Source organism: Aeromonas sp. FL131, assembly GCF_049860615.1.
GTDB classification, from domain to species: Bacteria; Pseudomonadota; Gammaproteobacteria; order Enterobacterales; family Aeromonadaceae; genus Aeromonas; species Aeromonas hydrophila.
This window is the reverse complement of sequence record NZ_CP187595.1, coordinates 3,599,878-3,621,500: the sequence shown is the minus strand read 5'-3', so window position 1 is coordinate 3,621,500 and position 21,623 is coordinate 3,599,878. Positions and strand designations below refer to the sequence as shown.

General features: G+C 63.5%; 17 protein-coding genes. 6 read left to right on the top strand and 11 right to left on the bottom strand.

Translation table 11 applies throughout. The annotated features are described in order from the left end of the window. The first annotated feature begins 75 nt into the window (after positions 1 to 75). Both ACPW75_RS16725 and ACPW75_RS16720 read left to right on the top strand, forming a co-directional pair. Complete coding sequence (locus ACPW75_RS16725; protein WP_077096131.1) at positions 76 to 1,236, top strand: efflux RND transporter periplasmic adaptor subunit; 1,161 nt, start codon at positions 76 to 78, stop codon at positions 1,234 to 1,236. Positions 1,237 to 1,238: 2 nt separating this feature from the next. After that, a complete protein-coding gene (locus ACPW75_RS16720; RefSeq protein ID WP_077096130.1) occupies positions 1,239 to 3,185 on the top strand; it encodes a MacB family efflux pump subunit in 1,947 nt (648 codons plus the stop codon). A 304-nt stretch (positions 3,186 to 3,489) separates the two neighbouring features. On the opposite strand, the gene ACPW75_RS16715 is transcribed toward ACPW75_RS16720, so the two are convergent. The 5 genes from ACPW75_RS16715 to ACPW75_RS16695 form a co-directional block, all read right to left on the bottom strand. Continuing rightward, the gene (locus ACPW75_RS16715; RefSeq protein ID WP_011704713.1) at positions 3,490 to 4,326 is read right to left on the bottom strand and encodes a transporter substrate-binding domain-containing protein; all 837 of its coding nucleotides are present in this window, start codon (positions 4,324 to 4,326) and stop codon (positions 3,490 to 3,492) included. Beyond that, complete coding sequence (locus tag ACPW75_RS16710; RefSeq protein WP_077096129.1) at positions 4,323 to 5,084, bottom strand: amino acid ABC transporter ATP-binding protein; 762 nt, start codon at positions 5,082 to 5,084, stop codon at positions 4,323 to 4,325. The genes ACPW75_RS16715 and ACPW75_RS16710 overlap by 4 nt, the downstream gene beginning before the upstream one ends. Then, a complete protein-coding gene (locus tag ACPW75_RS16705) occupies positions 5,081 to 5,743 on the bottom strand; it encodes an amino acid ABC transporter permease (RefSeq protein ID WP_077096128.1) in 663 nt (220 codons plus the stop codon). The genes ACPW75_RS16710 and ACPW75_RS16705 overlap by 4 nt, the downstream gene beginning before the upstream one ends. A 168-nt stretch (positions 5,744 to 5,911) precedes the next feature. Further along, complete coding sequence (locus ACPW75_RS16700; RefSeq protein ID WP_077096127.1) at positions 5,912 to 6,577, bottom strand: amino acid ABC transporter permease; 666 nt, start codon at positions 6,575 to 6,577, stop codon at positions 5,912 to 5,914. Further along, complete coding sequence (locus ACPW75_RS16695; protein WP_077096126.1) at positions 6,574 to 7,785, bottom strand: threonine synthase; 1,212 nt, start codon at positions 7,783 to 7,785, stop codon at positions 6,574 to 6,576. The genes ACPW75_RS16700 and ACPW75_RS16695 overlap by 4 nt, the downstream gene beginning before the upstream one ends. 235 nt (positions 7,786 to 8,020) lie before the next feature. Here ACPW75_RS16695 and ACPW75_RS16690 point away from each other — a divergent pair, with 235 nt between their 5' ends. The 3 genes from ACPW75_RS16690 to ACPW75_RS16680 all read left to right on the top strand — a co-directional run bounded on the left by ACPW75_RS16690 (position 8,021) and on the right by ACPW75_RS16680 (position 13,243). Beyond that, positions 8,021 to 10,168 carry a prolyl oligopeptidase family serine peptidase gene (locus ACPW75_RS16690; RefSeq protein ID WP_077096125.1) on the top strand — a complete coding sequence of 716 codons (2,148 nt, stop codon included), beginning with the start codon at positions 8,021 to 8,023 and terminating at the stop codon, positions 10,166 to 10,168. A 203-nt stretch (positions 10,169 to 10,371) separates the two neighbouring features. Next, a complete protein-coding gene (locus ACPW75_RS16685) occupies positions 10,372 to 12,531 on the top strand; it encodes an AsmA family protein (RefSeq protein WP_252411297.1) in 2,160 nt (719 codons plus the stop codon). 175 nt (positions 12,532 to 12,706) lie between these two features. After that, complete coding sequence (locus ACPW75_RS16680) at positions 12,707 to 13,243, top strand: GNAT family N-acetyltransferase (protein ID WP_077096123.1); 537 nt, start codon at positions 12,707 to 12,709, stop codon at positions 13,241 to 13,243. Positions 13,244 to 13,305: 62 nt separating this feature from the next. Here the strand turns inward: ACPW75_RS16680 and ACPW75_RS16675 are convergent, their stop codons facing one another. The 6 genes from ACPW75_RS16675 to ACPW75_RS16650 form a co-directional block, all read right to left on the bottom strand. Continuing rightward, a complete protein-coding gene (locus ACPW75_RS16675; RefSeq protein WP_425904472.1) occupies positions 13,306 to 14,301 on the bottom strand; it encodes a type I restriction enzyme HsdR N-terminal domain-containing protein in 996 nt (331 codons plus the stop codon). Between the two features lie 50 nt (positions 14,302 to 14,351). Next, entirely contained in the window at positions 14,352 to 15,134 is a 783-nt protein-coding gene (locus ACPW75_RS16670) for an IS3 family transposase (RefSeq protein ID WP_223936907.1), read from the bottom strand. 35 nt (positions 15,135 to 15,169) lie between these two features. Next, complete coding sequence (locus ACPW75_RS16665) at positions 15,170 to 15,484, bottom strand: transposase (RefSeq protein WP_039026396.1); 315 nt, start codon at positions 15,482 to 15,484, stop codon at positions 15,170 to 15,172. Between the two features lie 375 nt (positions 15,485 to 15,859). Further along, positions 15,860 to 18,733: a bifunctional [glutamate--ammonia ligase]-adenylyl-L-tyrosine phosphorylase/[glutamate--ammonia-ligase] adenylyltransferase gene (gene glnE, locus ACPW75_RS16660; protein ID WP_179101397.1), complete on the bottom strand. Its 2,874-nt coding sequence runs from the start codon at positions 18,731 to 18,733 to the stop codon at positions 15,860 to 15,862. Positions 18,734 to 18,863: 130 nt separating this feature from the next. Further along, entirely contained in the window at positions 18,864 to 19,304 is a 441-nt protein-coding gene (locus ACPW75_RS16655; protein ID WP_017410669.1) for a GNAT family N-acetyltransferase, read from the bottom strand. Positions 19,305 to 19,483: 179 nt separating this feature from the next. Continuing rightward, positions 19,484 to 20,734: a methyl-accepting chemotaxis protein gene (locus tag ACPW75_RS16650; protein ID WP_029302409.1), complete on the bottom strand. Its 1,251-nt coding sequence runs from the start codon at positions 20,732 to 20,734 to the stop codon at positions 19,484 to 19,486. A gap of 31 nt (positions 20,735 to 20,765) precedes the next feature. Between ACPW75_RS16650 and ACPW75_RS16645 the strand changes: the two genes are divergently transcribed. Beyond that, positions 20,766 to 21,587 (top strand): potassium channel family protein, encoded by an 822-nt coding sequence (locus ACPW75_RS16645; RefSeq protein ID WP_039214669.1) that lies wholly within the window; start codon positions 20,766 to 20,768, stop codon positions 21,585 to 21,587. Positions 21,588 to 21,623: the final 36 nt, after the last annotated feature.

The window sequence follows — 21,623 nt, the reverse complement described above, 5'->3', positions numbered from 1 at the left end:
TACACTGCCCTGCAAGAGGCTTAACCGGACATTGGAGTAGATTGCCCGGGTCTGTTTCAGCCAAGGATATCCGCGATGGCCCGTGCCCGTCTCCTCGTTGTTTGCCTGCTGCTACCCGCCCTGGTGCTGGTCGGTGCCGGCTGGCTGTTGCTGCCTTCCACTGCCGCACCAACCGCCTCGTTCATCACCGCCCCGGTCGAGCGGCGGGAGCTGGAGCAGAGCGTGCTGGCCGACGGCACCCTGCAGGCCCAGAAGCTGGTGAGCGTGGGGGCGCAGGTGTCGGGGCAGATCAAGGCGCTGCATGTGGCGCTGGGGGATCAGGTGAAGCAGGGCGATCTGCTGGTCGAGATCGACGATCTCACCCAGCAGAACGCCCTCAAGGATACCGAAGCCGCTCTCGACAACGTGCAGGCCCAGCTGGCCTCGCGTCGGGCAACTCTGCGCAACAACCTGCTGGCCTTCGAGCGCCAGCGCAAGGTGCTGGCTCGGGGATTGGGCAGCCAGGCCGACTACGACAGTGCGGAGGCGACCCTGACGGCGACCCGCGCCGACATCCGGGCGCTGACGGCGCAAGCGGTGCAGGCCCATATCGCGGTCGACACCGCCAAAGTGAATCTGGGCTACACCCGCATCGTCTCCCCCATGGCGGGCACCATAGTGGCGATCCCGGTGGAGCAGGGGCAGACGGTCAACGCGGTGCAGAGCACCCCGACCATGGTCAAGGTGGCACGGCTCGACACCATGACGGTGGAGGCGCAGATCTCGGAGGCGGACGTGATCAGGGTGAAGGCCGGTCTGCCCAGCTATTTCACCGTGTTGGGGGCGCCCGAGCAGCGCTACCAGGCCCGTCTGCGTGCCATCGAGCCCGCCCCCGACACCATCAACGACGACACGACCTGCAGCAGTTCGACCAGCACGGCCGTCTACTACCACGGTCTGTTCGAGGTGGAGAACCCTGAAGGGGCTCTGCGCATCGGCATGACGGCCCAGGTGCACATAGTGCTGGCGACCGAGCGCAACGCCCTGGTGATCCCGGCCATCGCCCTGAGCGGTGACAGGGTGCAGGTAGTGGATGGTGCGGGCCAGCCCCAATGGCGGCAGGTGAAGGTGGGCCTCAACAACAAGGTGGATGCCCAGATCCTGGCGGGGTTGGCCGCCGGGGAGGCCGTGGTGGTGAGCCAGCTGACGGCCCAGCACCAGCAGAGCGGGCGAATGGGCCCGCCAATGGGGATGTGACCATGAGGGAACCATTGCTGCAACTGAGCGGGATCCGCCGCCATTTTGGTGACGGGGAGCGGCGCGTCGAGGTGCTTAAGGGCATCGATCTGACCATAGCGCGGGGCGAGATGGTGGCCATCGTCGGCGCCTCCGGCTCCGGCAAATCGACCCTGCTCAATATTCTGGGCTGCCTCGATCAGCCGAGCGAGGGTAGCTATCGGGTGGCCGGACGGGAGACGAGCCGGCTGACGGCCGATGCGCTGGCGACCCTGCGCCGCGAGCACTTCGGCTTCATCTTTCAGCGCTACCACCTGCTGGGGGATCTCAGTGCCCGCGACAACGTGGCGCTGCCCGCCCTCTATGCCGGGTTGGCCGGCGATGCGCGCAAGGCGAGGGCCGAGAGCCTGCTGCAGCGGCTCGGGCTCGGCAGCCGACTCGACTACAAGCCGAGCCAGCTCTCCGGCGGCCAGCAGCAGCGGGTCAGCATTGCCCGTGCCCTCATCAACGGCGGTCAGGTGATCCTGGCGGACGAGCCGACCGGCGCCCTCGACAGCCAGAGCGGGGCCGAGGTGCTCGACATCCTGGGCGCGCTCCATCGGCAGGGCCACACGCTGGTGCTGGTGACCCACGACATGGCGATCGCCGAACAGGCCGAGCGGATCATCGAGCTCAAAGATGGCGAGGTGGTGGCCGACCGTTGTCGCGAGCCGGCATCGCCGTCTCCTGCGCCAACGACTCCCCGTGCCGACACAGGAGGGCGCGGCGGTCTGGCCGGGCGGCTCGGCGCCGCCTTCAAGATGGCGCTGCTGGCCATGCAGGCCCAGCGCATGCGCACCTTCCTCACCATGCTCGGCATCATCATCGGCATCGCCGCCGTGGTGTCGGTGGTGGCGCTGGGACGCGGCTCCCAGCAGCAGGTGCTGGCCAACATCAATGCCATGGGCACCAGCACCCTGGAGATCTTCCCCGGCAGCGGCTTCGGTGATCGGCGGGCCGAGGCGGTCCAGACCCTCAGGGTGGAGGATGCCGAGGCCCTGACCAGGCTCGGTTATGTGCACAGCGTGACCCCCAGTCTGGCCACCAGCGTCACCCTGCGTCGGGGCAGCCAGGCGGTGCTGGGCTCGGTGAACGGGGTGGGGGAGCAGTTCTTCCAAGTGCGTGGCTACCGACTGCTGCAGGGCATGCTGTTCGATGCCGCCAGCGTGAGCGCTCTGGCGCAGGAGGTGGTGATCGACGAGAACAGCCTGGCGCGCCTGTTCGGTGCGGGGGAGTCGCCGCTCGGTCAGGTGATCCTGCTGGGGAGCCTGCCGTGCCGGGTGATCGGGGTGGTGGCCCGCAATCAGAGCGGCTTTGGCAGCGACGAGAACCTCAACGTCTGGATCCCCCATACCACGGCCATGACGCGGATGCTGGGCCAGAGCTACCTGCGCAGCATCAGCGTGCGGGTGCAGGACGAGGTGGCGCTGGCCGCCGCCGAGGATGGTATCAGCCGCTTGCTGCGTGAACGGCACGGCGCTCAGGATTTCTTCGTGCTCAACACCGACAGCATCCGCCAGGCGATCACCAGCACCAATGCCACCCTGACCCTGCTGATCGCCATGATTGCGCTCATCTCCCTGGTGGTGGGTGGCATCGGGGTGATGAACATCATGCTGGTGTCGGTGAGCGAGCGCACCCGCGAGATCGGCGTGCGGATGGCGGTGGGGGCCAGAACCGGCGACATACTGCAGCAGTTCTTGATCGAGGCGGTGCTGGTCTGCCTGCTGGGCGGGGCGGCCGGGGTGCTGCTCTCCCTGCTGATCGGCGTCTTGTTCGAGCATTTCAGCAGCCAGTTCACCCTGAGCTACTCCCTGGACGCCGTGCTGATGGCCTTCTTCTGCTCCAGCCTCATCGGCGTGCTGTTTGGCTTCTTCCCGGCGCGGCGGGCGGCGCGGATGGACCCCATCCACGCACTGGAGCGGGAGTAGGCTCTCTCTTCGGCGCCCGCGGCGCCACCCCATTCGCCGGCGCTGCCGAGGGCTCATCCCGCCTCGGTGGCCTGGCGAGTTGGCCGGACGGCACCCTGTGCCAGTCCGGCAGCCTGAACCGTGTCATCGACGTGACACAGCCTGCTCTGCGCGGGTTTTCAACCGGGCCCCTGGCCCGGTTCTTTTTCCCATGCGAAAAAAAGGCGCCACCCGAGGGAGACGCCTGAAAGGTCAAACCTTGCGGTTTGCGGACCAACGGAACCAAGACTTCACACACATCACACTCTCAGCACTTCTGGCAGGCTCAGCCCTGCCACTTGCCTCCTTCCACTATCACGTCATTGGGATCGGTATCGGCGCTCAGTTTGTCGCGCACATACTGGTCGTAGAGTTTCAGCAGGTACTTCTCTTCCCCCAGCTTGGCGAGACGGTCGTTGACCCAGTCCCGCAGCTCGATATTGCCCTTCTTCACCGCCGGCGCGATGGGGTCTTCCGAGCCCAACTTCTCGGGCAGCACCCGATAGCCTGGGTTCTCCTTGGCCCAGCTGAACAGCACCAGGTTGTCCTGGGCATAGGCGTCGCCACGGCCCTGAGCCAGCGCCTGCAGGGATTCGGTGTTCTTCTCGAACTTGAGCACCTTCCAGTCCGGGTGGTTGCGGGTCAGCCAGATGTCGGCCGTGGTGCCGGTGGTGACGATCAGGGTCTTGCTGGCCAGGTCATCGAGCTGCTTGGCCGGGCTCCCTTGTGGCACCAGCACCTGCACCGCGACTCGCAGGTTCGGGTTGGTGAAGTCCACCACCTGCCGCCGCTCCGGGGTCACCGTCATGTTGGCGAGGATGAGGTCCACCTTGTCGCTCTGCAGGAAGGGGATGCGGCTGGCGGGCTCTACCGCCACGAACTCGACCTTGTTCTCGTCCCCCAGCAGATCCTTGGCGAAACGGCGACCGAGGTCGGTGTCAAAGCCGACGTAGTTGCCCTTCTCGTCCACATAGCCAAACGGGGGCTTGTCGGTGAAGACGCCGACGATGAGCTTGTCACGCGCCTTGATCTTGTCGAGAGAACCGTCCGCCGCATGGGCGGCGCCGCTGGCGAGACCCAGTCCCAACAAGGCACTGAACAGAACCGAGGTGATTTTTTTCATGCTGACTCCTTTCGTTTGATGACATTGGTATAAGAAAACTTGGCGAGGAACTGGCGCGCACGCTGGCTGCGCGGGTTCTCGAAAAATTGGTGGGGGGCGGCCTGCTCCAGAATGTGGCCGCCGTCCATGAAGACGATGCGATCCGCCACCGCCTGGGCGAACGCCAGCTCGTGGGTGACGATGAGCAGGGTCATGCCGCTGCCGGCGAGATCGCGGATCACCTCCAGCACCTCCTGCACCATCTCGGGATCCAGCGCAGCGGTCACCTCGTCAAACAGCATCACCTGCGGGTTCATGCACAGGGCCCGCACGATGGCGATGCGCTGCTGCTGGCCGCCGGAGAGCTGGCGTGGATAGTCATGGCGCCGCTCCCACAGACCGATGCGGGTCAGCAGCTGCTCGGCTTGCAGCAGGGCCTCCTGCCGCTCTCGTTTTTGCACCTGAAGGGGGCCGAGCAGCACGTTCTCCAGCACCGTCAGGTTGGGGAAGAGGTGATAGCTCTGGAACACCATGCCGATGCGCTGGCGCAGCCGCTGCCAGTCGGTGCTGGCATTCAGCCGCTCTCCATCGAAGCGAATGTCGCCCCCCTGAATCGGTTCGAGCCCGTTGAGGGTGCGCAGCAAGGTGCTCTTGCCGCAGCCGCTCGGTCCCAGGATGACGATCACTTCCCCGGCGTGCACCGTGAGGCTGACCTCGTCCAGTACCCGGTTTTGGCCGAATTGTTTGCTGACAGCATTGAGCTCAAGCAGAGGTGTCATACCGCATTACCCCATTGTTGCTCCAGCCGGCGCGAGGCGAGCGAGAGCGGATAGCAGACCAGAAAGAAAAACAGGAACAGCAGACCGTAGATAAGCAACGAGCCATAGGTGCGCTCGATGATCTGCTGGCCCACCTTGATCACCTCCACCACCCCGATCAGCACCGCCAGCGAGCTGGTCTTGATGATGCGGGTGTAGATGTTGATGGTCGGCGGCGTCAGCCGTTGCAGCGCCTGGGGCAGCAGCACGTGGCGATAGAGCTGCCAGCGGGAGAGCCCGAGCGCCAGGCCGGCCTCCTGCTGGCCGCGGGCGAGGGACTTGAGACCGCCGCGCACCACTTCACCCACCTCGCTGGCGCCCCAGAGGGCCAGCACCAGCACGGCGCACCAGAAGGCAGGGATGTCTACGCCAAAGAAGATCGGCAGCCCGAAGAAGAAGAGGTAGAGCCAGACCAGCACGGGGACCACCCGAAACAGCTCCAGATAGACCCGCAACACTCCCCGAGTCAGCTTTCCCCCCTGCTGGGCCAGCACGCCGTAACCGACTCCGCCCAGGGTGGCGAACAGGATGGCGAGCAGCGAGATGGCGAGGGTCTGACCCGCGCCCACCGCCAGCAGCGGCAGCGCCTGCGTCAGCTGCTCAGTGACCGGACTGGCCATATTGATCCCTCCTTTCTGGTGCATGGGTGGCGAATGACGGTGGCTGCAGGACGATCGATGCCTGCATCAGTGGCTCAGTGACCGGACTGACCATATTGATCCCTCCTTTCCTGCACCTCGGTGACGAGTGATAGCGGTAGCAGGACGATCGATGCCTGCATCAGCGATTCAGTGACCGAACTGACCATGTTGCAGCCTCCTTTCAACGACGCGCAGGGCAAGGGACAGCGGCAGAAAGATCAGCACGCACATCAAGGTCAGCACCGCCAGCATCTCGTAGGTCTTGTAGTAGAGGGCGATGTAGTTCTTGGTGGTGTAGAGCAGTTCCGGCACCGCCACCGCCGAGGCCACCGTGGTCTCTTTCAGCAGAAAGATGAAGTTGGCAAACAGCGCCGGCAGGCTGGCAAGCCAGGCCTGGGGCAGCTGCACGTGGCGCAGCAGCTGCCAGCGAGAGAGGCCGATGGCTCGCCCGGCCTCCAGCTGGCTGGTGGGTACGGCCTGCACCCCGGCCCGCAGCGCCTCGGTCAGGTAGCCACCGCCGAGGAAGGTCATGGCGATCACCGCCGTGGCAAAGCCCGACAGCGACAGGCCGAGCGCCGGCAGCCCGAAATAGAGAAAGAACAGCTGGATCAAGAGCGGCGTGTTGCGGGCCAGCTCCACATAGGCGCGGATCACCCCGTTCAGCCAGGGCTTGTGCAGGCTTTGCAGCGTCACATTGAGCAGCGCCACGGTGAGCGAGGTGAGGATCACGATGGCGCCGAGCTGCAGGGTGACCCAGACCGATTGGCCGAACGCCGGCAGGGTGGTGAGAACAAAGGACCAGTCGAAGCTCATGCCGGGATCCTCCCGTCGCGGCGCAGCCGCTGGGGCACGACCGTGATGGCGTCCGGGTACTTGATGCCGGCGCCGGTGTTGAGCACCACCACCTGCTCGCCCCCCTGGATCCAGCCCGCTTCCCGCAACTGGCGGGCGGCGGCGAAGGCGGCCGCCCCTTCCGGGCAGACGAAGCAGCCCTCCTGGGAGGCGAGTTGACGCAGCTCGCGCTGGATGGCGCCATCTTCCACCGCGACGGCGCAGCCCTCGGTGCGATAGAGGGCGTCCAGCACCAGAAAATCCCCCAGCGCCTTGGGCACGTTGATGCCGAACGCCAGGGTCTGGGAGTCGGGCCAGAAGCGCGACTCGCGCTCTCCCTGCTGCCAGGCCTGGACGATGGGGGCGCAGCCGCTCGCCTGCACCGCCACCAGTCGCGGCAGTGGCCCCTGCACCCAGCCCAGCTCCTGCAATTCCCGCAGCGCCTTGTAGATGCCGATGAGGCCGACCCCGCCGCCGGTGGGGTAGAGGATCACGTCCGGCAGGGTCCAGCCGAGTTGCTCGGCGATTTCAAACCCCATGGTCTTCTTGCCCTCGATGCGATAGGGCTCCTTGAGGGTGGAGGCATCGAACAGCCCCTGCTGCGCCACCGCTTCGGCCACCTGGCGACCGGCGTCGCTGATGAGGCCGTCCACCAGATAGAGGCGGGCACCGGCCAGGGCGCTCTCCAGTCTTGTGATGGCGGGGGCCGCCTGCGGCTGGACTATGGTGCTGCGCAAGCCGGCGCGGGCACCGTAGAGTGCCCAAGCCGCGCCGGCGTTGCCGTTGGTGGGCATGGCGAAGTGGGTGACGCCGAGTTCGCGGGCGCGGGAGACGCCGACCGCGGCGCCGCGGGCCTTGAAGGAGCCGGTGGGGGTGAGGCTCTCATCCTTCATCCAGAGATCCGGAATGCCGACCTGTTTGCCGAGGCGCGGCAGCGGCAACAGCGGGGTGAAGCCTTCCCCCAGGGTGACCACCTGGGCGGGGTCGCGCACCGGCAGCAGCTCGTGGTAGCGCCACAGGCTGGCGGGGCGTCCCAGCAGGGCGGCCGGATGCCAGGCCTGCTTCAGGGCCTCGAGGTCGTAGCTGGCCAGCAAGGGGGCGCCGACCGGGCTCAGCTGCTGGGGCTGATCGGCATCCACAATCTCGCCGGACTTGCTGCAACGCAGATGTGATAGGTAACTGTACGGCATGCTTTATCCTGAATGAGTCGAGATGGTCAGTCGCTTATTCCATCCTGTGACCCAAGTGCCGGATAACAAACAAAATAAACTGGCAAACCTAAGCGAAAAAATTCATATGACTCCGATTGGTCAGGGTTGTGGCGGTTGCCCGTTCATGTCGCCTGGTCACCCGCTGGGGGGTTGGGCCGTCCGGCACTCTTTGCTAACCTGCCCGCTTCACCCGAAATCGCAGGGAGCCGCATCGATGCGAGCCATTGTCAGCCTGCTGGCCCTGTCACTGCTGTGTGCATGCAGTGGCCAGTCAACCAAAGAGGATGCCATGTCAGGGAAAGCGCGCCTTCACTACCCCGTCACCCGTCAGGGTGAGCAGGTGGATCACTACTTCGGCCAGGCCGTGGCCGACCCCTATCGCTGGCTGGAGGATGATCGCAGCCCCGAGACCGAGGCCTGGGTCAAGACCCAGAATGCCGTGACCCGGGACTACCTGGCACAGATCCCGTATCGTGCCGCCATCAAGGAGAAGCTGGCCTCTTCCTGGAACTATGCCAAGGAGGGGGCGCCGTTTCGTGAGGGACGCTACCACTACTTCTTCAAGAACGACGGCCTGCAGAACCAGAACGTGCTGTGGCGCCAGCTGGAGGGCAAGCCGGCCGAGGTGTTCCTCGATCCCAATACCCTCAGCCCCGACGGCACCACGGCGCTGGATCAGCTGAGCTTCTCCCGCGATGGCCGCATCCTGGCCTACTCCTTGTCGCTGGCCGGCAGCGACTGGCGCGAGATCCACCTGATGGACGTGGAAAGCAAGCAGCCGCTGGAGGCGCCCCTCAAGGACGTGAAGTTCAGCGGCATCAGCTGGCTCGGCAACGAGGGGTTCTTCTACTCGAGCTACGACAAGCCGGATGGCAGCGAGCTGTCGGCCAAGACCGATCAGCACAAGGTCTATTTCCACCGGCTCGGCACGGTGCAGGAGGATGACCGGCTGGTGTTCGGCGCCATTCCTGCCCAGCACCACCGCTACGTGGGGGCGACCGTCACCGAGGATGACCGCTTCCTGCTCATCTCGGCGGCGAACTCCACCTCCGGCAACCGCCTCTATGTGAAGGATCTGAGCCAGGAGAACGCGCCGCTGCTGACGGTGCAGGGGGATCTGGATGCGGACGTGAGCCTGGTGGACAACAAGGGCAGCACGCTTTATTTGCTGACCAACCGGGACGCCCCCAACCGCCGGCTGGTGACGGTGGATGCCGCCAACCCGGGGCCGGCCCGCTGGCGTGATCTCATCCCCGAGCGTCAGCAGGTGCTGACGGTGCACAGCGGCAGCTGCTATCTGTTCGCCGAGTACATGGTGGATGCCACCGCCCGGGTCGAACAGTTCGACTACGAAGGCAAGCGGGTGCGCGAGGTGGCGCTGCCCGGCCTTGGCAGCGTCAGCGGCTTCAACGGCAAGCACGATGATCCCGCCCTCTACTTCGGCTTCGAGAACTATGCCCAGCCGCCCACTCTCTACCGGTTCGAGCCAAAAAGCGGCGCCATCAGCCTCTATCGCGCCTCGGCGGCGCCGTTCAAGCCAGCGGATTACGTCTCCGAGCAGCGCTTCTACCAGAGCAAGGACGGCACCCGGGTGCCGCTCATCATCAGCTACCGCAAGGGGCTGAAACTCGATGGCAGCAACCCGACCATCCTCTACGGCTACGGCGGCTTCGACGTGAGCCTGACTCCGAGCTTCAGCGTGTCGGTGGCCAACTGGCTGGATCTGGGGGGCGTCTATGCGGTGGCCAACCTGCGCGGGGGCGGCGAGTACGGCCAGGCCTGGCACCTGGCGGGCACCAGGATGAACAAGCAGAACGTGTTCGACGACTTCATCGCGGCGGCCGAGTATCTCAAGGCCGAGGGCTACACCCGCACCGAGCGGCTGGCGATCCGCGGTGGCTCCAACGGCGGTCTGCTGGTGGGGGCGGTAATGACCCAGCGGCCGGATCTGATGCGGGTCGCCTTGCCGGCGGTGGGGGTGCTCGACATGTTGCGCTACCACACCTTCACCGCCGGAGCGGGCTGGGCCTATGACTACGGCACCAGTGCCGACAGCGAGGCGATGTTCGACTACCTGAAGGGCTACTCGCCTCTGCACAACGTCCGGCCCGGGGTCAGCTACCCCTCGACCCTGGTGACCACGGCGGATCACGACGATCGGGTGGTGCCGGCTCACTCCTTCAAGTTTGCTGCCACTCTGCAGGCCGACAATGGCGGCCCCCGTCCCCAGCTCATCCGCATCGAGACCAATGCCGGGCACGGGGCGGGCACGCCGGTGGCGAAGCTGATCGAGCAGAGTGCGGACATCTATGCCTTCACCCTGTACGAGATGGGCTATCAGCAGTTGCCGCGTCAGCCTTGATCCGGGCGAGAGGGGCGCCAGCCATCCACTATCATCAGGGCCCTGCGGGGCCCTTTTCATTGCCGCGCGTTGGCAGGGCTGCGCTGGCAGCACTAGCTGCGACCATCCCTGTCTCGCCGCTGGCCCGTTTTGGCAGACGGGCCCCATCTGTCATCCCCCCGGTGGTATAGTCAGCAACAAGATCCGCATTCAAGGAGTCCATCGTGAAGAAGATCATCTACATCCTGCTGGGGTTGGCGCTGGCGGCCGTGGTGGCCATCGCCGCCCTGGTGTCCCTCATCGATCCCAATCAGTTCAAGCCCCAGCTGGTGGAGCAGGTGCGCAAGAGCACCGGTCGCGAGCTGGTGATGGAGGGGGCGATCGGCTGGCGTTTCTGGCCAAGCCTCGGCCTCTCCCTCGAGCAGGTGGCGCTGCGCAACCCCGCCGGCTTTGCCGAGCCCGACCTGGTGCGTTTCACGCGCGGGGAGGCCTCGGTGGGCCTGTTGCCGCTGCTCTCCCACAAGCTTGAGATCGGCAAGGTGACCCTGAGCGGCGCCCATCTGTTTATCCAGACCAAGGCTGACGGCAGCTCCAACCTGAGCGATCTGCTCAAGGCCTCCGCCGAGCCCAAGGGGGAGGCGACGACCTCCGAGCCCGCCGCAACGACGCCCCCGCCCGCCAGTGACAAGCAGCCCTGGCAGATCAGTCTGCAAGGGGTGGCGCTGCAACAGGCCAGCGCCCTGCTGCAGGACGATCGTAGCGGCACCGTCTCCCGCCTCGAACAGCTGGACCTGAACCTGGGCCAGCTGGCCGTGGATCAATGGGTGCCGGTGACCCTGGCCGCCAAGGGAGCCCAGGGTGAGCTGGCGTTTGATCTCAAGGGGTCGGCCCAGCTCAAGCTGGCGCCCGATGCCAGCCGCAGCGAGCTGAAAGACGTCGCGCTGGCGGGGAGCCTGAGCGAACCGACCCAGCGGCTGGATGCCTTCTCCCTGAAGGCCGACCGGCTGGCACTGGGGCAGTGGAGCAGCCTCACCCTCAGTCTGCAGGGGGCACAGGGGGCGGCGGACAAACCGACCCTGGCCGGAACCCTGGAGGGAACGCTCAAGGCGCGGCTCGATGAAAACCGGCAACTGCTGGAGATATCGGATGCCGTGCTGGCCGCCAAGCTCAGCGGCGATGCCCTGCCGCGCCCGCAGATGCAGGTGAAGTTGGCGGGCTTTGCCCGCGCCGAGCTGGGCAAACAGGCTGTCACCCTCAGCAACCTGGTGATGGGGGTGGATGACGCCCTGCTGAGCGGCAACGGCAGCGTGCAGCTGGGTGCCGTGCCCAAGGTGGAGTTCGACCTCAAGGGGGAGAAGCTGGATCTCGACAGTTGGCTCGGTCAGCCGGCCAAGGCGGCGCCTGCGACCGCCACCTCGGGCGCCGCCGCGCCGGCCGGAGCACAGGCGCAGACCGCCGCGCCCGCCGCCAAGGCGCTCTCCACGGCCGAACCGGATCTTACCGCCCTCAAGGCGGTGGACCTGGCTGGCCGACTGCAACTGGGCAGCCTGCGCCTCAAGGGGCTGGATCTGAGCGCCGTCGATCTGCAACTGGCCCTGGCCGGTGGTCAGCTCACCCTCAAGCAGTTCAGCGCCGGCGTGGCCGGCGGCCAGGTGACCGCCAGCGGCGTGCTCGATGCCCGTCAGCTACCGGCCCGCTATCAGGTGCACAAGCGGGTGCAGGGGGTCGATGTGCGGCCGCTGCTGCAGACCCTGGCCCAGACCGACCTGCTGGAAGGCAAGGGGGATCTGGAGGTCGAGGCACAGGGCTCAGGACTCTCCGAGCAGGCGCTGCGCAGCCGGATGCAGGGCAAGGTGAGCCTCAGACTGAGCGACGGTGCCCTGCACGGCATCAACTTGGCGGAGATGATCCGCGAGGCGCGGGCCACCCTGACCGGCAAGGGGGCGGATCAGGTGAAGGAGGTGCGCAAGACCGACTTCAGCGCGCTCACCGCCAGCTTCCGGATTGCCGACGGGGTTGCCAGGAGCGACGACATCCAGCTGTTTGCCCCCGCCCTGCGGGTGAAGGGGCAGGGCCAGACCGCCTTGGTGCCGGAGACCCTCGACTTCCTGTTCCTCACCTCTGTGGTGGAGAGCAGCAAGGGGCAGGGGGGCAAGACGGTGGACGAGCTCAAGGACATCACCATACCGGTGCGCATCGGCGGCCACTGGCAGGCGCCGAGCTACCGGCTCGACGTGAAGGAATTGCTCAGCAACAACAAACTGCTGGAGGATAAGGCCCGCAAGGAGGCCGAGCGCGGTCTCAAGAAGCTGCTGGGTGACAAGGCCGACAACGAAGGGGTAAAGGGGGTGGCCGACCAGCTGCTCAAGGGCTTGTTCAAATAGCCCCAGCCTTTCGCGTTATCGCCATGCAGAGCCCGCCCCGTGCGGGCTCTGTGCATTTTTGGCTGCGCTTGTGCAAGGTGTGGAAGTTCAATGCAGTCTGCGTCGGTAGCAAAAGAGAGGGGTGTTTGGGCCGGACAAAGATGGTATCACTGTGGTTTTACCGAGGAGCAGATGAATGAGTCGAAGTGAAATCGCAAGAGAGACATCCCATCCGGACTGGCCGCTGGTCTGGCAGATCTACGGCAGCAGCTTTCCCCGCTACGAACAGCGCCAGCCGCAGCATCAACAGCTCAAGATGGGAGACTCCCGCTTTCGCTGTCAGCTCTTTTATCAGGGCGAGCAGCTGCTCGGCTTCATCTTCTGGTGGGACTGCGGCGAGCAGATCTACATCGAACACCTGGCCATCAACCCGGCCCTGCGCGGCCAGAACCACGGCTCACGCCTGCTTGCCGCCTTCTGCGAGACGGCGGGGCGCCCGGTCATCCTGGAGATAGATCCGCCAGAGGACGAGATCGCCCTGCGCCGGCTGCGCTTCTACCAGTCGCTGGGTTTTTGCCTGAACGAGCATGATCACGTGCACCCGCCCTATCAGCCGGGTCATCAAGGCCATGCGCTGCGGGTGCTGAGCTATCCGGCCCCGCTCGATGAGCAGGGCTATCGGCGCTTCAACAAGGTGCTGGTGGAGACTGTGATGGATCACGGCCTGATTTAAATAAGGTGACTGATATTTGTATTTTGAATTAAAGGGGGAGGAATCTCCCCCTAATAGCAGGATTATTCGTAGACAGCAGTTGTATGAAGTAATTGATCTGCAAAAGTGAAAATTTCATCTATTGAGTCAATCGGGTGTCTAGTTTCTTTCTTTTCAGCGTCAAACAGCCCTATATACTTTTGGCGAGAGTTAAAATGTAATCTGCAAAGTGGTTTTCGGTTATTATCATCAAGCAGAATCCCAAAATAACTCTGGGTATCCCTCGGCGCAATTCTAGCAACATCAAATTTCTGTCTGAGAATAGCTTTTACAACGTTGAATGCTTCCATTTCTTCAATAGTTGTATCTACTCTAGATTTTTCTTTGTTGTTATCATTTTCACTGTTGTCATTCGGTAGCTCACTCTCTGAGGCTGATGAGACAGACGAGGTGCTGACACTGTTACCTATTGCAGATTTCAATCTGGCATTGATGCTATCGTTGAGGAACTGATTCAGAGCTTTCTTGGTGATATCCGTGAACGACTGTTTTACCCTGGCAGTAAGTACACCATCATAAATTCGAGACGCAAAAAATTTGACAAAATCTTCCTCTGGAGAGGCGAACTGCTCAGCAAGTAGTTTCTTTATCTGGCTAAGATATTTAAGTTCTCCAGCTGCATCAACAACTGACTCAACATCGAAAGCTGTTTTAGTCAGTTTTAATACCTCAGGAACTACATGCTCATCTATGTCCTCAAGATCAAGTGTCAGAAAAGGTTTTTCATCCATTTTATTCGGCGCATCCAAGTCGGTATAAAACTCATATTGAGCGCCATTAGTGAGAATGCCAATTCTGGCATTGGTTACCGAGAAATAACGGAAGAGTTGACCTGAGTGCTTTGCAGACAGTTTTTCACTGTATTTTTTACATTCAACCAAAATTTGAACTTGACCATCCTTGAGGATGGCATAGTCAACCTTTTCTCCCTTTTTGATACCGGTGTCTGCGGTGAACTCAGGGATTACCTCGGTGGGGTCAAAGACATCGTAACCGAGAACGCGGTTGAGAAACGGCATGACAAAGGCATTTTTGGTCGCTTTGTAATGACCCAGCCGTTCCTGCACAACTAAGCGGCTTCGGCATAGGCCTGCGCCGGTGTTTTCATCTTTAGCGCCTGGTGAGGACGCTTCTGGTTGTAAAACTGGATCCAGTCGCCAATCACCCGACTGGCATGCTGCAAGGTCTCGAACCTCTGCCGATGGGCACACTGCTCCTTGAGCGTTCTGATCACCCGCTCGACCATGCCGTTTTGTTCCGGCGTGTACGGCGTGATGAACTCCTGCTGCAACCCATAGCTCTTCACCAGTGCTGTGTAGTTGCGGCTGGTAAACACCAACCCATTGTCGCTACGTAACAAAAACGGCGATGCAACTCGTCCCAAGCTGCCGAAGCGAGCAATTAAGGCTTGCTCCAGCGCTGCCTCGGCCGTTTTCGATTTACCACTGCGCGAGAGATGCCATCCCAGTAGTTCACGGGTATGGCAATCAATCACCAGCGCCAAGGAACACCAGCCATCGCGACCAGCCCAGATCCGGCATAGGTCCGTCGCCCAGCGTTGGTTGGGCGCTGAGGCCACCGAAGGCAGGGCCTGGATCCGGGGGCGAAACCCAACCGGACGCTTGCGAACTTGCCAGCCCTTGAGCTGGAAGATGCGCTGTACCGTGTTCTTGTTGAACCCCAACAGGGCTGCAACCGTCCGGTAACCGAACGATGGGTTCTCCTCAATCATGTTTTTGATCGGGGTGACCAGATGCTCCTGAAGCTTGGGCGCGGCCTTGACGCTGCGGTAGTACCAACTACGACGCGGCAGGCCAAACCAGCGGCAGAGCTTGCTGACGGAGACATCAATACCTTCTGCGCGTAATCCCTGCTGAACATCGGCGACTATCTGTCGTCCTCGCCCAGCAGGGAGGCCAGCTTTTTTCTGGCGCGTAACTCCAGCATGGCCTCGCCATAAGCTTCCTGGAGTTCCTTGAGCTGCTTCTCGTACTGCTCGCGAATATCCAGTGGCTTGGCCCGTAAGGCGTTTTCCATGCCCCGTTTGGCGTCATCTACCCATTCTTCAATCTCGGAGGGCGGCAAATCAAAGGCTCGAGCCGCTTCGGCGACGGTGGTCTTGCCCTGAATGATTTCCATGACCAAGGCGGACTTGCGCTTGGCCGTCCAACGTTTGATTTCTTCGTCCATCGTGATGCTCATGTCTGTGATCTCCACTCATTATGACCTGAGCAGGATTTCAGTGGGTCATTACAGCTTCTTCAGTCGTGATCATCGATGACTGTTGAGCAATTTTCTTGGATAGACTCTGTAGCTGTTCTGAAAAATCCATTTCTTCCTCTCTGTATGGCGGCAAAGTTCTACTTTTTAACGCTATATTCCCCACCATCATCCCTGGTCAGAATAATGGGGGACAGATACCCATAACCTCTGCTTATATTCAGCAAAGCGCCATACGATTCCAAGGCTTGTATTCTTGAAACAGGATCTAGCTCACCGCTATTGAGTTTTATATGGAGAATATTTGTCCATTGTTGCCCCGAGCAATGAGAAGGGGCGCCTCGGCGCCCCTTCGGTTTATTCCCCCAGCAGCTGTTGCCAGACCGCCAGCACATGGCCGCGCTCCGGCAGCAACCTGTCGTCTCCCACCTTGCGGGAGACCTCGGAGAGGTTGAGGCGATGGCCGAGGTTGCGGATCTCCAGATAGGCGTGCTTGAGCCCCTCCGCCTGCTCCAGCGTGAGTACCCCCGCCAGCACGCACTCATCGAAGATGCGCACGTTATCGGACCAGCGGGTGAGCGCCTCGGGTTCGCCGCAGGCATGGGCCAGCACCAGGTACTGGGCGATGAATTCGATGTCCACCATGCCGCCGGGGGACTGCTTGAGATCGAACTCACCGGCACCGGCTTTGAGCAGGTGATCCCGCATCTTGTGGCGCATCTCGCGCACCTCGCGGGCCAGGGTCGGCAGGTCGCGCTCCTTGGCCAGCACGGCGCGGCGGATGCGGGCAAACTCGGCGATCACCGCCTCATCGCCATAGATGGGGCGGGCCCGCACCAGTGCCTGATGCTCCCAGGTCCAGGCCTCGTTTTGCTGATACAGCTCGTAGGCCGACAGCGACGAGACCAGCAGGCCTGAGTCGCCGGAGGGGCGCAGCCGCATATCGATCTCGTAAAGGATGCCGGAGGGGGTACGGGTGCTGAACAGGTGCAGGATCCGCTGGGCCAGGCGCAAGTAGAACTGGCGGCTGTCGATGGGCTTGCGCCCGTCGGTGTAGCTGTTGGGGTCGCCACCGTGCAGGAACACCAGGTCGAGATCCGAGCCGTAGCCGAGCTCGATACCGCCCAGCTTGCCGTAGGCCACTACCGCAAAGCCGCGCTGGCCGCTCACCGCCACCTCGGGCGGTACCCCGTAGCGCTCGCTCATCTGGGCCCAGGCCTGATTGACCACCTCTTCGGTGATCGCCTCCGCCAGCCAGGTGAGGTGGTCGCTCACCTTCATCAGCGGCAGGGCGCCGGCGATGTCGGCCGCCACGATGCGCAGCAGCTGTACCTGCTTGAACTGGCGCAGCGCCTCCATCTGCTGCTCCACGTCCTCCTCGGGGATGCGCAGCAGGAACTGGCGCAGCTGGGGCTTGTACTGATCGAGCGGGGTGGGGTGGTAGAGGTGCTGGGGATCGAGCAGCTCGTCCAGCAAAATCGGGTAGCGGGCCAGCTGCTCGCTCACCAGATGGCTGGCGTCACACAGCCGTACCAGCTGGCGCAGGGCGCCCGGGTTCTCCGCCAGCAGTTGCAGATAGGCGCTGCGGGTGAAGATGCGGGTCAGCAGCTCGCACACCCGCTCGAACAGGCGGGCAGGTTGCTCGCTGGCGACCACCAGGCGCAGCAGTTCCGGCATCAGCCAGTCCAGCGCGATGCGCCCCTGCGGGCCCACCTGACGGCGCTTGTACTCCTCCTTGAAACGCAGCAGGGCACCGCAGAGCGAGGCAGGCTCAGCCACCCCCTGCGCAATCAGCAGTTGCTCCAGCTCGGCGGCGTCGAGCTCGGTGCGCCAGAGATCGAGCCAGAGCTGCTCCAGATGGGCGGGGGCCTCCTTCTCTTCCCCCACCACGGCGGCGAACTCCTGATGGACGGCGGCCATCTCCTCGTCCAGATGGGCCATGAAGGCGCCCCAGTCGGCAAAGCCGAGGGCGGCGACGAGCCGCTGGCGATCCCGCTCCTCGGTGGGCAGGGTCTGGGTCTGCTGATCGCCGATCTCCTGCAATATGTTCTCGACCCGGCGCAGGAAGCGATAGGCCGTCAGCAGGCGGTCGCAATGGGTGGCTTCGAGGGCGCCGCACTGGGCGATGGCGGCCAGCGCCTCCGGCAGGTGGCGCACCCGCAGCGCCGGCTCACGGCCGCCGCGAATCAGCTGCAGCGCCTGGGCGATGAACTCCACCTCGCGAATGCCGCCGGCCCCCAGCTTGATGTTGCCCTCCAGCCCCTTGCGGCGCACCTCGGCAGCGATCATCGCCTTCATCTGGCGCAGGCCGTCGATGACGCCGAAGTCGATATAGCGGCGAAACACGAAGGGGCGCAGCATCTCGGCCAGCTCCACCGCGTGTTCGCACTGAGGCCCCAGCACCCGCGCCTTGACCATGGCGTAGCGCTCCCAGTTGCGGCCGTGGTGCTGGTAGTAATCCTCCATGGCGGCAAAGGAGATGGCCAGCGGCCCCGCATCGCCAAAGGGGCGCAGCCGCATATCGACCCGAAACACCTGGCCGTCGACCGTGCCCTGGTGCAGGGCGTTGATGATGCGCTGGCCCAGCTTGATGAAGAATTGCTGGTTGGCGAGCTCGCGCCGCCCGCCGACCGTGTAGCCGTTCTCGGGGAAGGTGAAGATAAGGTCGATGTCCGAGGAGAAATTGAGCTCACCGCCCCCCAGCTTGCCCATGCCGAGGATCAGCAGTGGCTGCGGGTTGCCGTTGCCATCCATCGGGGTGCCCAGCTCGCCGCACTGCTTGGCGTAGAGCCAGTCGCGGGTCGCGCAGATAAGCGCATCCGCCAGTCTGGTGAGGTGGATAAAGCTCTCTTCCACCGCCGCGTGACCCAGCAGCTCGCGCCAGGCGATCACCAGCATGCGGCTGCGACGGAACTGGCGCAGGATGCGCTTGAGCGCCTCTTCGTCGTCCACCTCGGCCAGCAGGGCGGTCAGATCGTGCTGGTAGGCGGGCCAGCGCTCGGCCTGATCCAGATCGCCGGAGGCGAGCAGCTCGGTCAGCAACTCCGGCTGTTTGAAGAGGGAATCGGCGACAAAATCGGAGAGGCCGAGCAGGGTCAGCAGGGTCTGGCGCACCGACTCGGGTTGGTTGCCATAGTCGGGGGCCAGTTCAATCAGCCGTTGCCAGTGGCGCTGGGCCAGCTCCTGCAGCAGGGGGGAGAAGGCGGAGAAAGAGGGAGAGTGCTGGGCCACGGTTGCCGTCCTTGTGATTAACGAAACTGCCGGATAAAAAGCTGGCTGCCAATCTAGCACTGTCAGGCCCCCGCGTCACAGCGCAGGGGCGAGAAGCATGATCCGGCGGGAATTATCGGCAGCCGGCCATTCAGGTGCGCTGGTAGATATCGGGGTGGTAGATCTCCATCAGGCTGCCGGGGCTGGCGGGTGGCACGAAGCCGAAACCGGCGTAGAGGCCGTGGGCATCCGAGGTGGCGAGGGAGAGGCGGCGCAATCCCTGCAACTCGGGATGGTCGAGCATGGCCGCCACCAGCGCCTTGCTGTAGCCCCGGCCGCGATGCTCAGGCAGGACAAACACGTCGGCCAGATAGCCGAAGGTGGCCCGGTCGGTGATGACCCGGGCGAAGGCGACCTGCTGAGCGCCGAGGTAGCCGCCAAAGCAGAGCGAATGGTTGATGGCCCGCTGCAGGGTGGCAAGGGGAATGCCGCGACACCAGTAGGCCTCTTCAGACAAGAAGCGGTGGATCAGCGGCACGTCGAGCCGTCCCTTGTCGGCGCTGATTTCAAGCGCAAGTTCTGTGGTTTGCATCCTGGCTCCTTGCCGCGATGAAAAAAGAAAGGCCCCTCGTGGGGCCTTCCAGTCTAACCGGATTGCGACGTTCAACAACAGCGGCCCTGTGTCAGGCCAGTTTGAAGACCTGAATGATGAGTGCTGTCCAGGGGCTGGCTGTGCTGAGCCATCCCTTCCTGTCTGTGAGATGACGCCCGTCAGGCCAGTTTGAAGGCCTGGATATGGGTATCCAGGGTCTGGCTGTGGCGCTCCACCAGTTCGGAGGCCTCCTGCAGCTCGCGCAGCACCACCACGGAGCCCTCTACCACCTGCTTGACCTGCTCCAGGTTGCCGCTCATTTCCTCGGCCACCGAGCTCTGCTGCTCGGAGGCGGCGGCGATCTGGCGGTTCATGTCGGCCACCCCTTGTACCCTCTGCACTATGGTAGCGAGCTGGTCGCCGGCTTGGGTCACCTGTTCCACCCCCTTGTCGGCCTGCTGCACGCTCTGGGCCATCAGTTCGGCGGCCTGGCGGGCGTTGCCCTGCAACTGCTCGATCATCTTCTGGATCTCGACGGTGGCGGCCTGGGCCCGGTTGGCCAGTTCGCGCACCTCGGAGGCGACCACCGCGAAGCCGCGGCCGGCCTCGCCGGCGCGGGCGGCTTCGATGGCGGCGTTCAGCGCCAGCAGGTTGGTCTGCTCCGAGATGCCGCGAATGGTATCCACAACGGAGCCAATCTGCTCGACCCCCTGTTCCACCTGATTGACCACGGTGGAGGAGCGCTGAATGTTGCCGGAGAGGGTATCTATGGTGTTGACGGTGGCGGCCACGCAGCGGCTGCCCTCCTCGGCCAGCAGGCTGGTCTCGGCGGTGGCGTGGGAGGCCTGCTCCGCATGGGCGGCCACCTCGCGAATGGCGCCCACCATCTGGCTCATGGCGCTGGCCAGCTGTTCAATCTGGGTGAACTCCTCGCTGATGGCCTCGTTGGCCTCTTCCATGCAAAGGGTGACCTGGGAGGCGATGTCGTTGAGCTCCTTGCAGGCGACGCGCTGGGTGCCGAACACCTCCTTGAGGTTCTCCTGGGAGTGGGCCACCGCCTTGGCGATGTCACCGAACTCGTCACGGGACTTGAGCAGTACCCGGTGGCTCAGATCCTTGCGGGCGAAGCGCTCCAGCAGGCCCACCAGATAGTGCACCTGCTTGACCATCAGGCGCGAGCCGGTCAGCAGCAGCACCACGAACAGCAACCCCATGATGGCGGTCTCCATCAACCCGGTCCAGAGCAGGCTGTTGGCGATAGTGTCCGCCTTGTCGGGCGCGATGCCTTCGCTGAGCAGGGTGGTTTCCAGATTGCTGGCGTCGAACCAGAGCTTGACCAGCAGCAGCACAGTACTGAACACCATGAGCAGTACCACTTTGGGTACCAGCCGGATATTGCTCATTCGCCTCTCCAGCGGGTTTAACTGCATAATATTTCTCCTTTTAATGACCGGTTTTCCTTTGTCCTCAGGACTATCGGCATTATCTTCCTTTTTATTAATTCGCACCGTGCCTAAAGTGGGAAAATGTATGCGACATCACTTAACTCATCTGCGCGCCATGGATCTGCTGATGGCGTTTCTGTCGGTGATCTCGGTTTTGCTGGTCACGGCCCGCTGGTGGGGGCATGCCCAGCTCACCCCCCAGACCCTGCAGCTGTTCTATGACGTCGACAGTCTGATCTGCTACTTCTTCCTCGCCCACTTCGCCTATGGCTGGGCCCGCGCCTCCGACCGGATGGCCTTCTTCAAGGCCAACTGGTTCTATCTGCCGGGCAGCCTGCCGATGGTGGAGCAGCTGCGCTGGGCACGGCTCATTCAGCTGTGGCGGGTCTACCGGCTGCTGCGGGATCAGCCGGATCTGCTCGCCATGTTCCGTCGCGAGCGCAACGAGACCACCCTCTCCGGCATCCTGTTCCTGTTCTTCCTGCTGCTGGGGGTCGGTTCCGGGGTCATGTATCTGATCGAATCGGGCCAGCCCGGCAGCCAGATCCAGACCCCCTACGATGCCTTCTGGTGGACCCTGGTGACCCTGTCGACCGTGGGGTACGGCGATCTGGTGCCCAAGACGGAGCAAGGGCGTTTCGTCGCCAGCCTGCTGATCCTGTTCGGGGTCGGCCTGTTCGGCGCCATCAGCGGTTTCATGGCCAGCCTGTTTCTGCAGCCGGGGCGGGGGGATGGCGAGCTGGAGAAGTGGCGTCATCACCAGAGCGCGCAGCAGGATCTGTTGTTGCAGGAGCTGCGTGCCCTGCGGGACGAGGTGAAGGCACTGAAACAGAAATAGGCTGCGGCGTCCGGAATGGTCGCGTCGCGGCGCAGA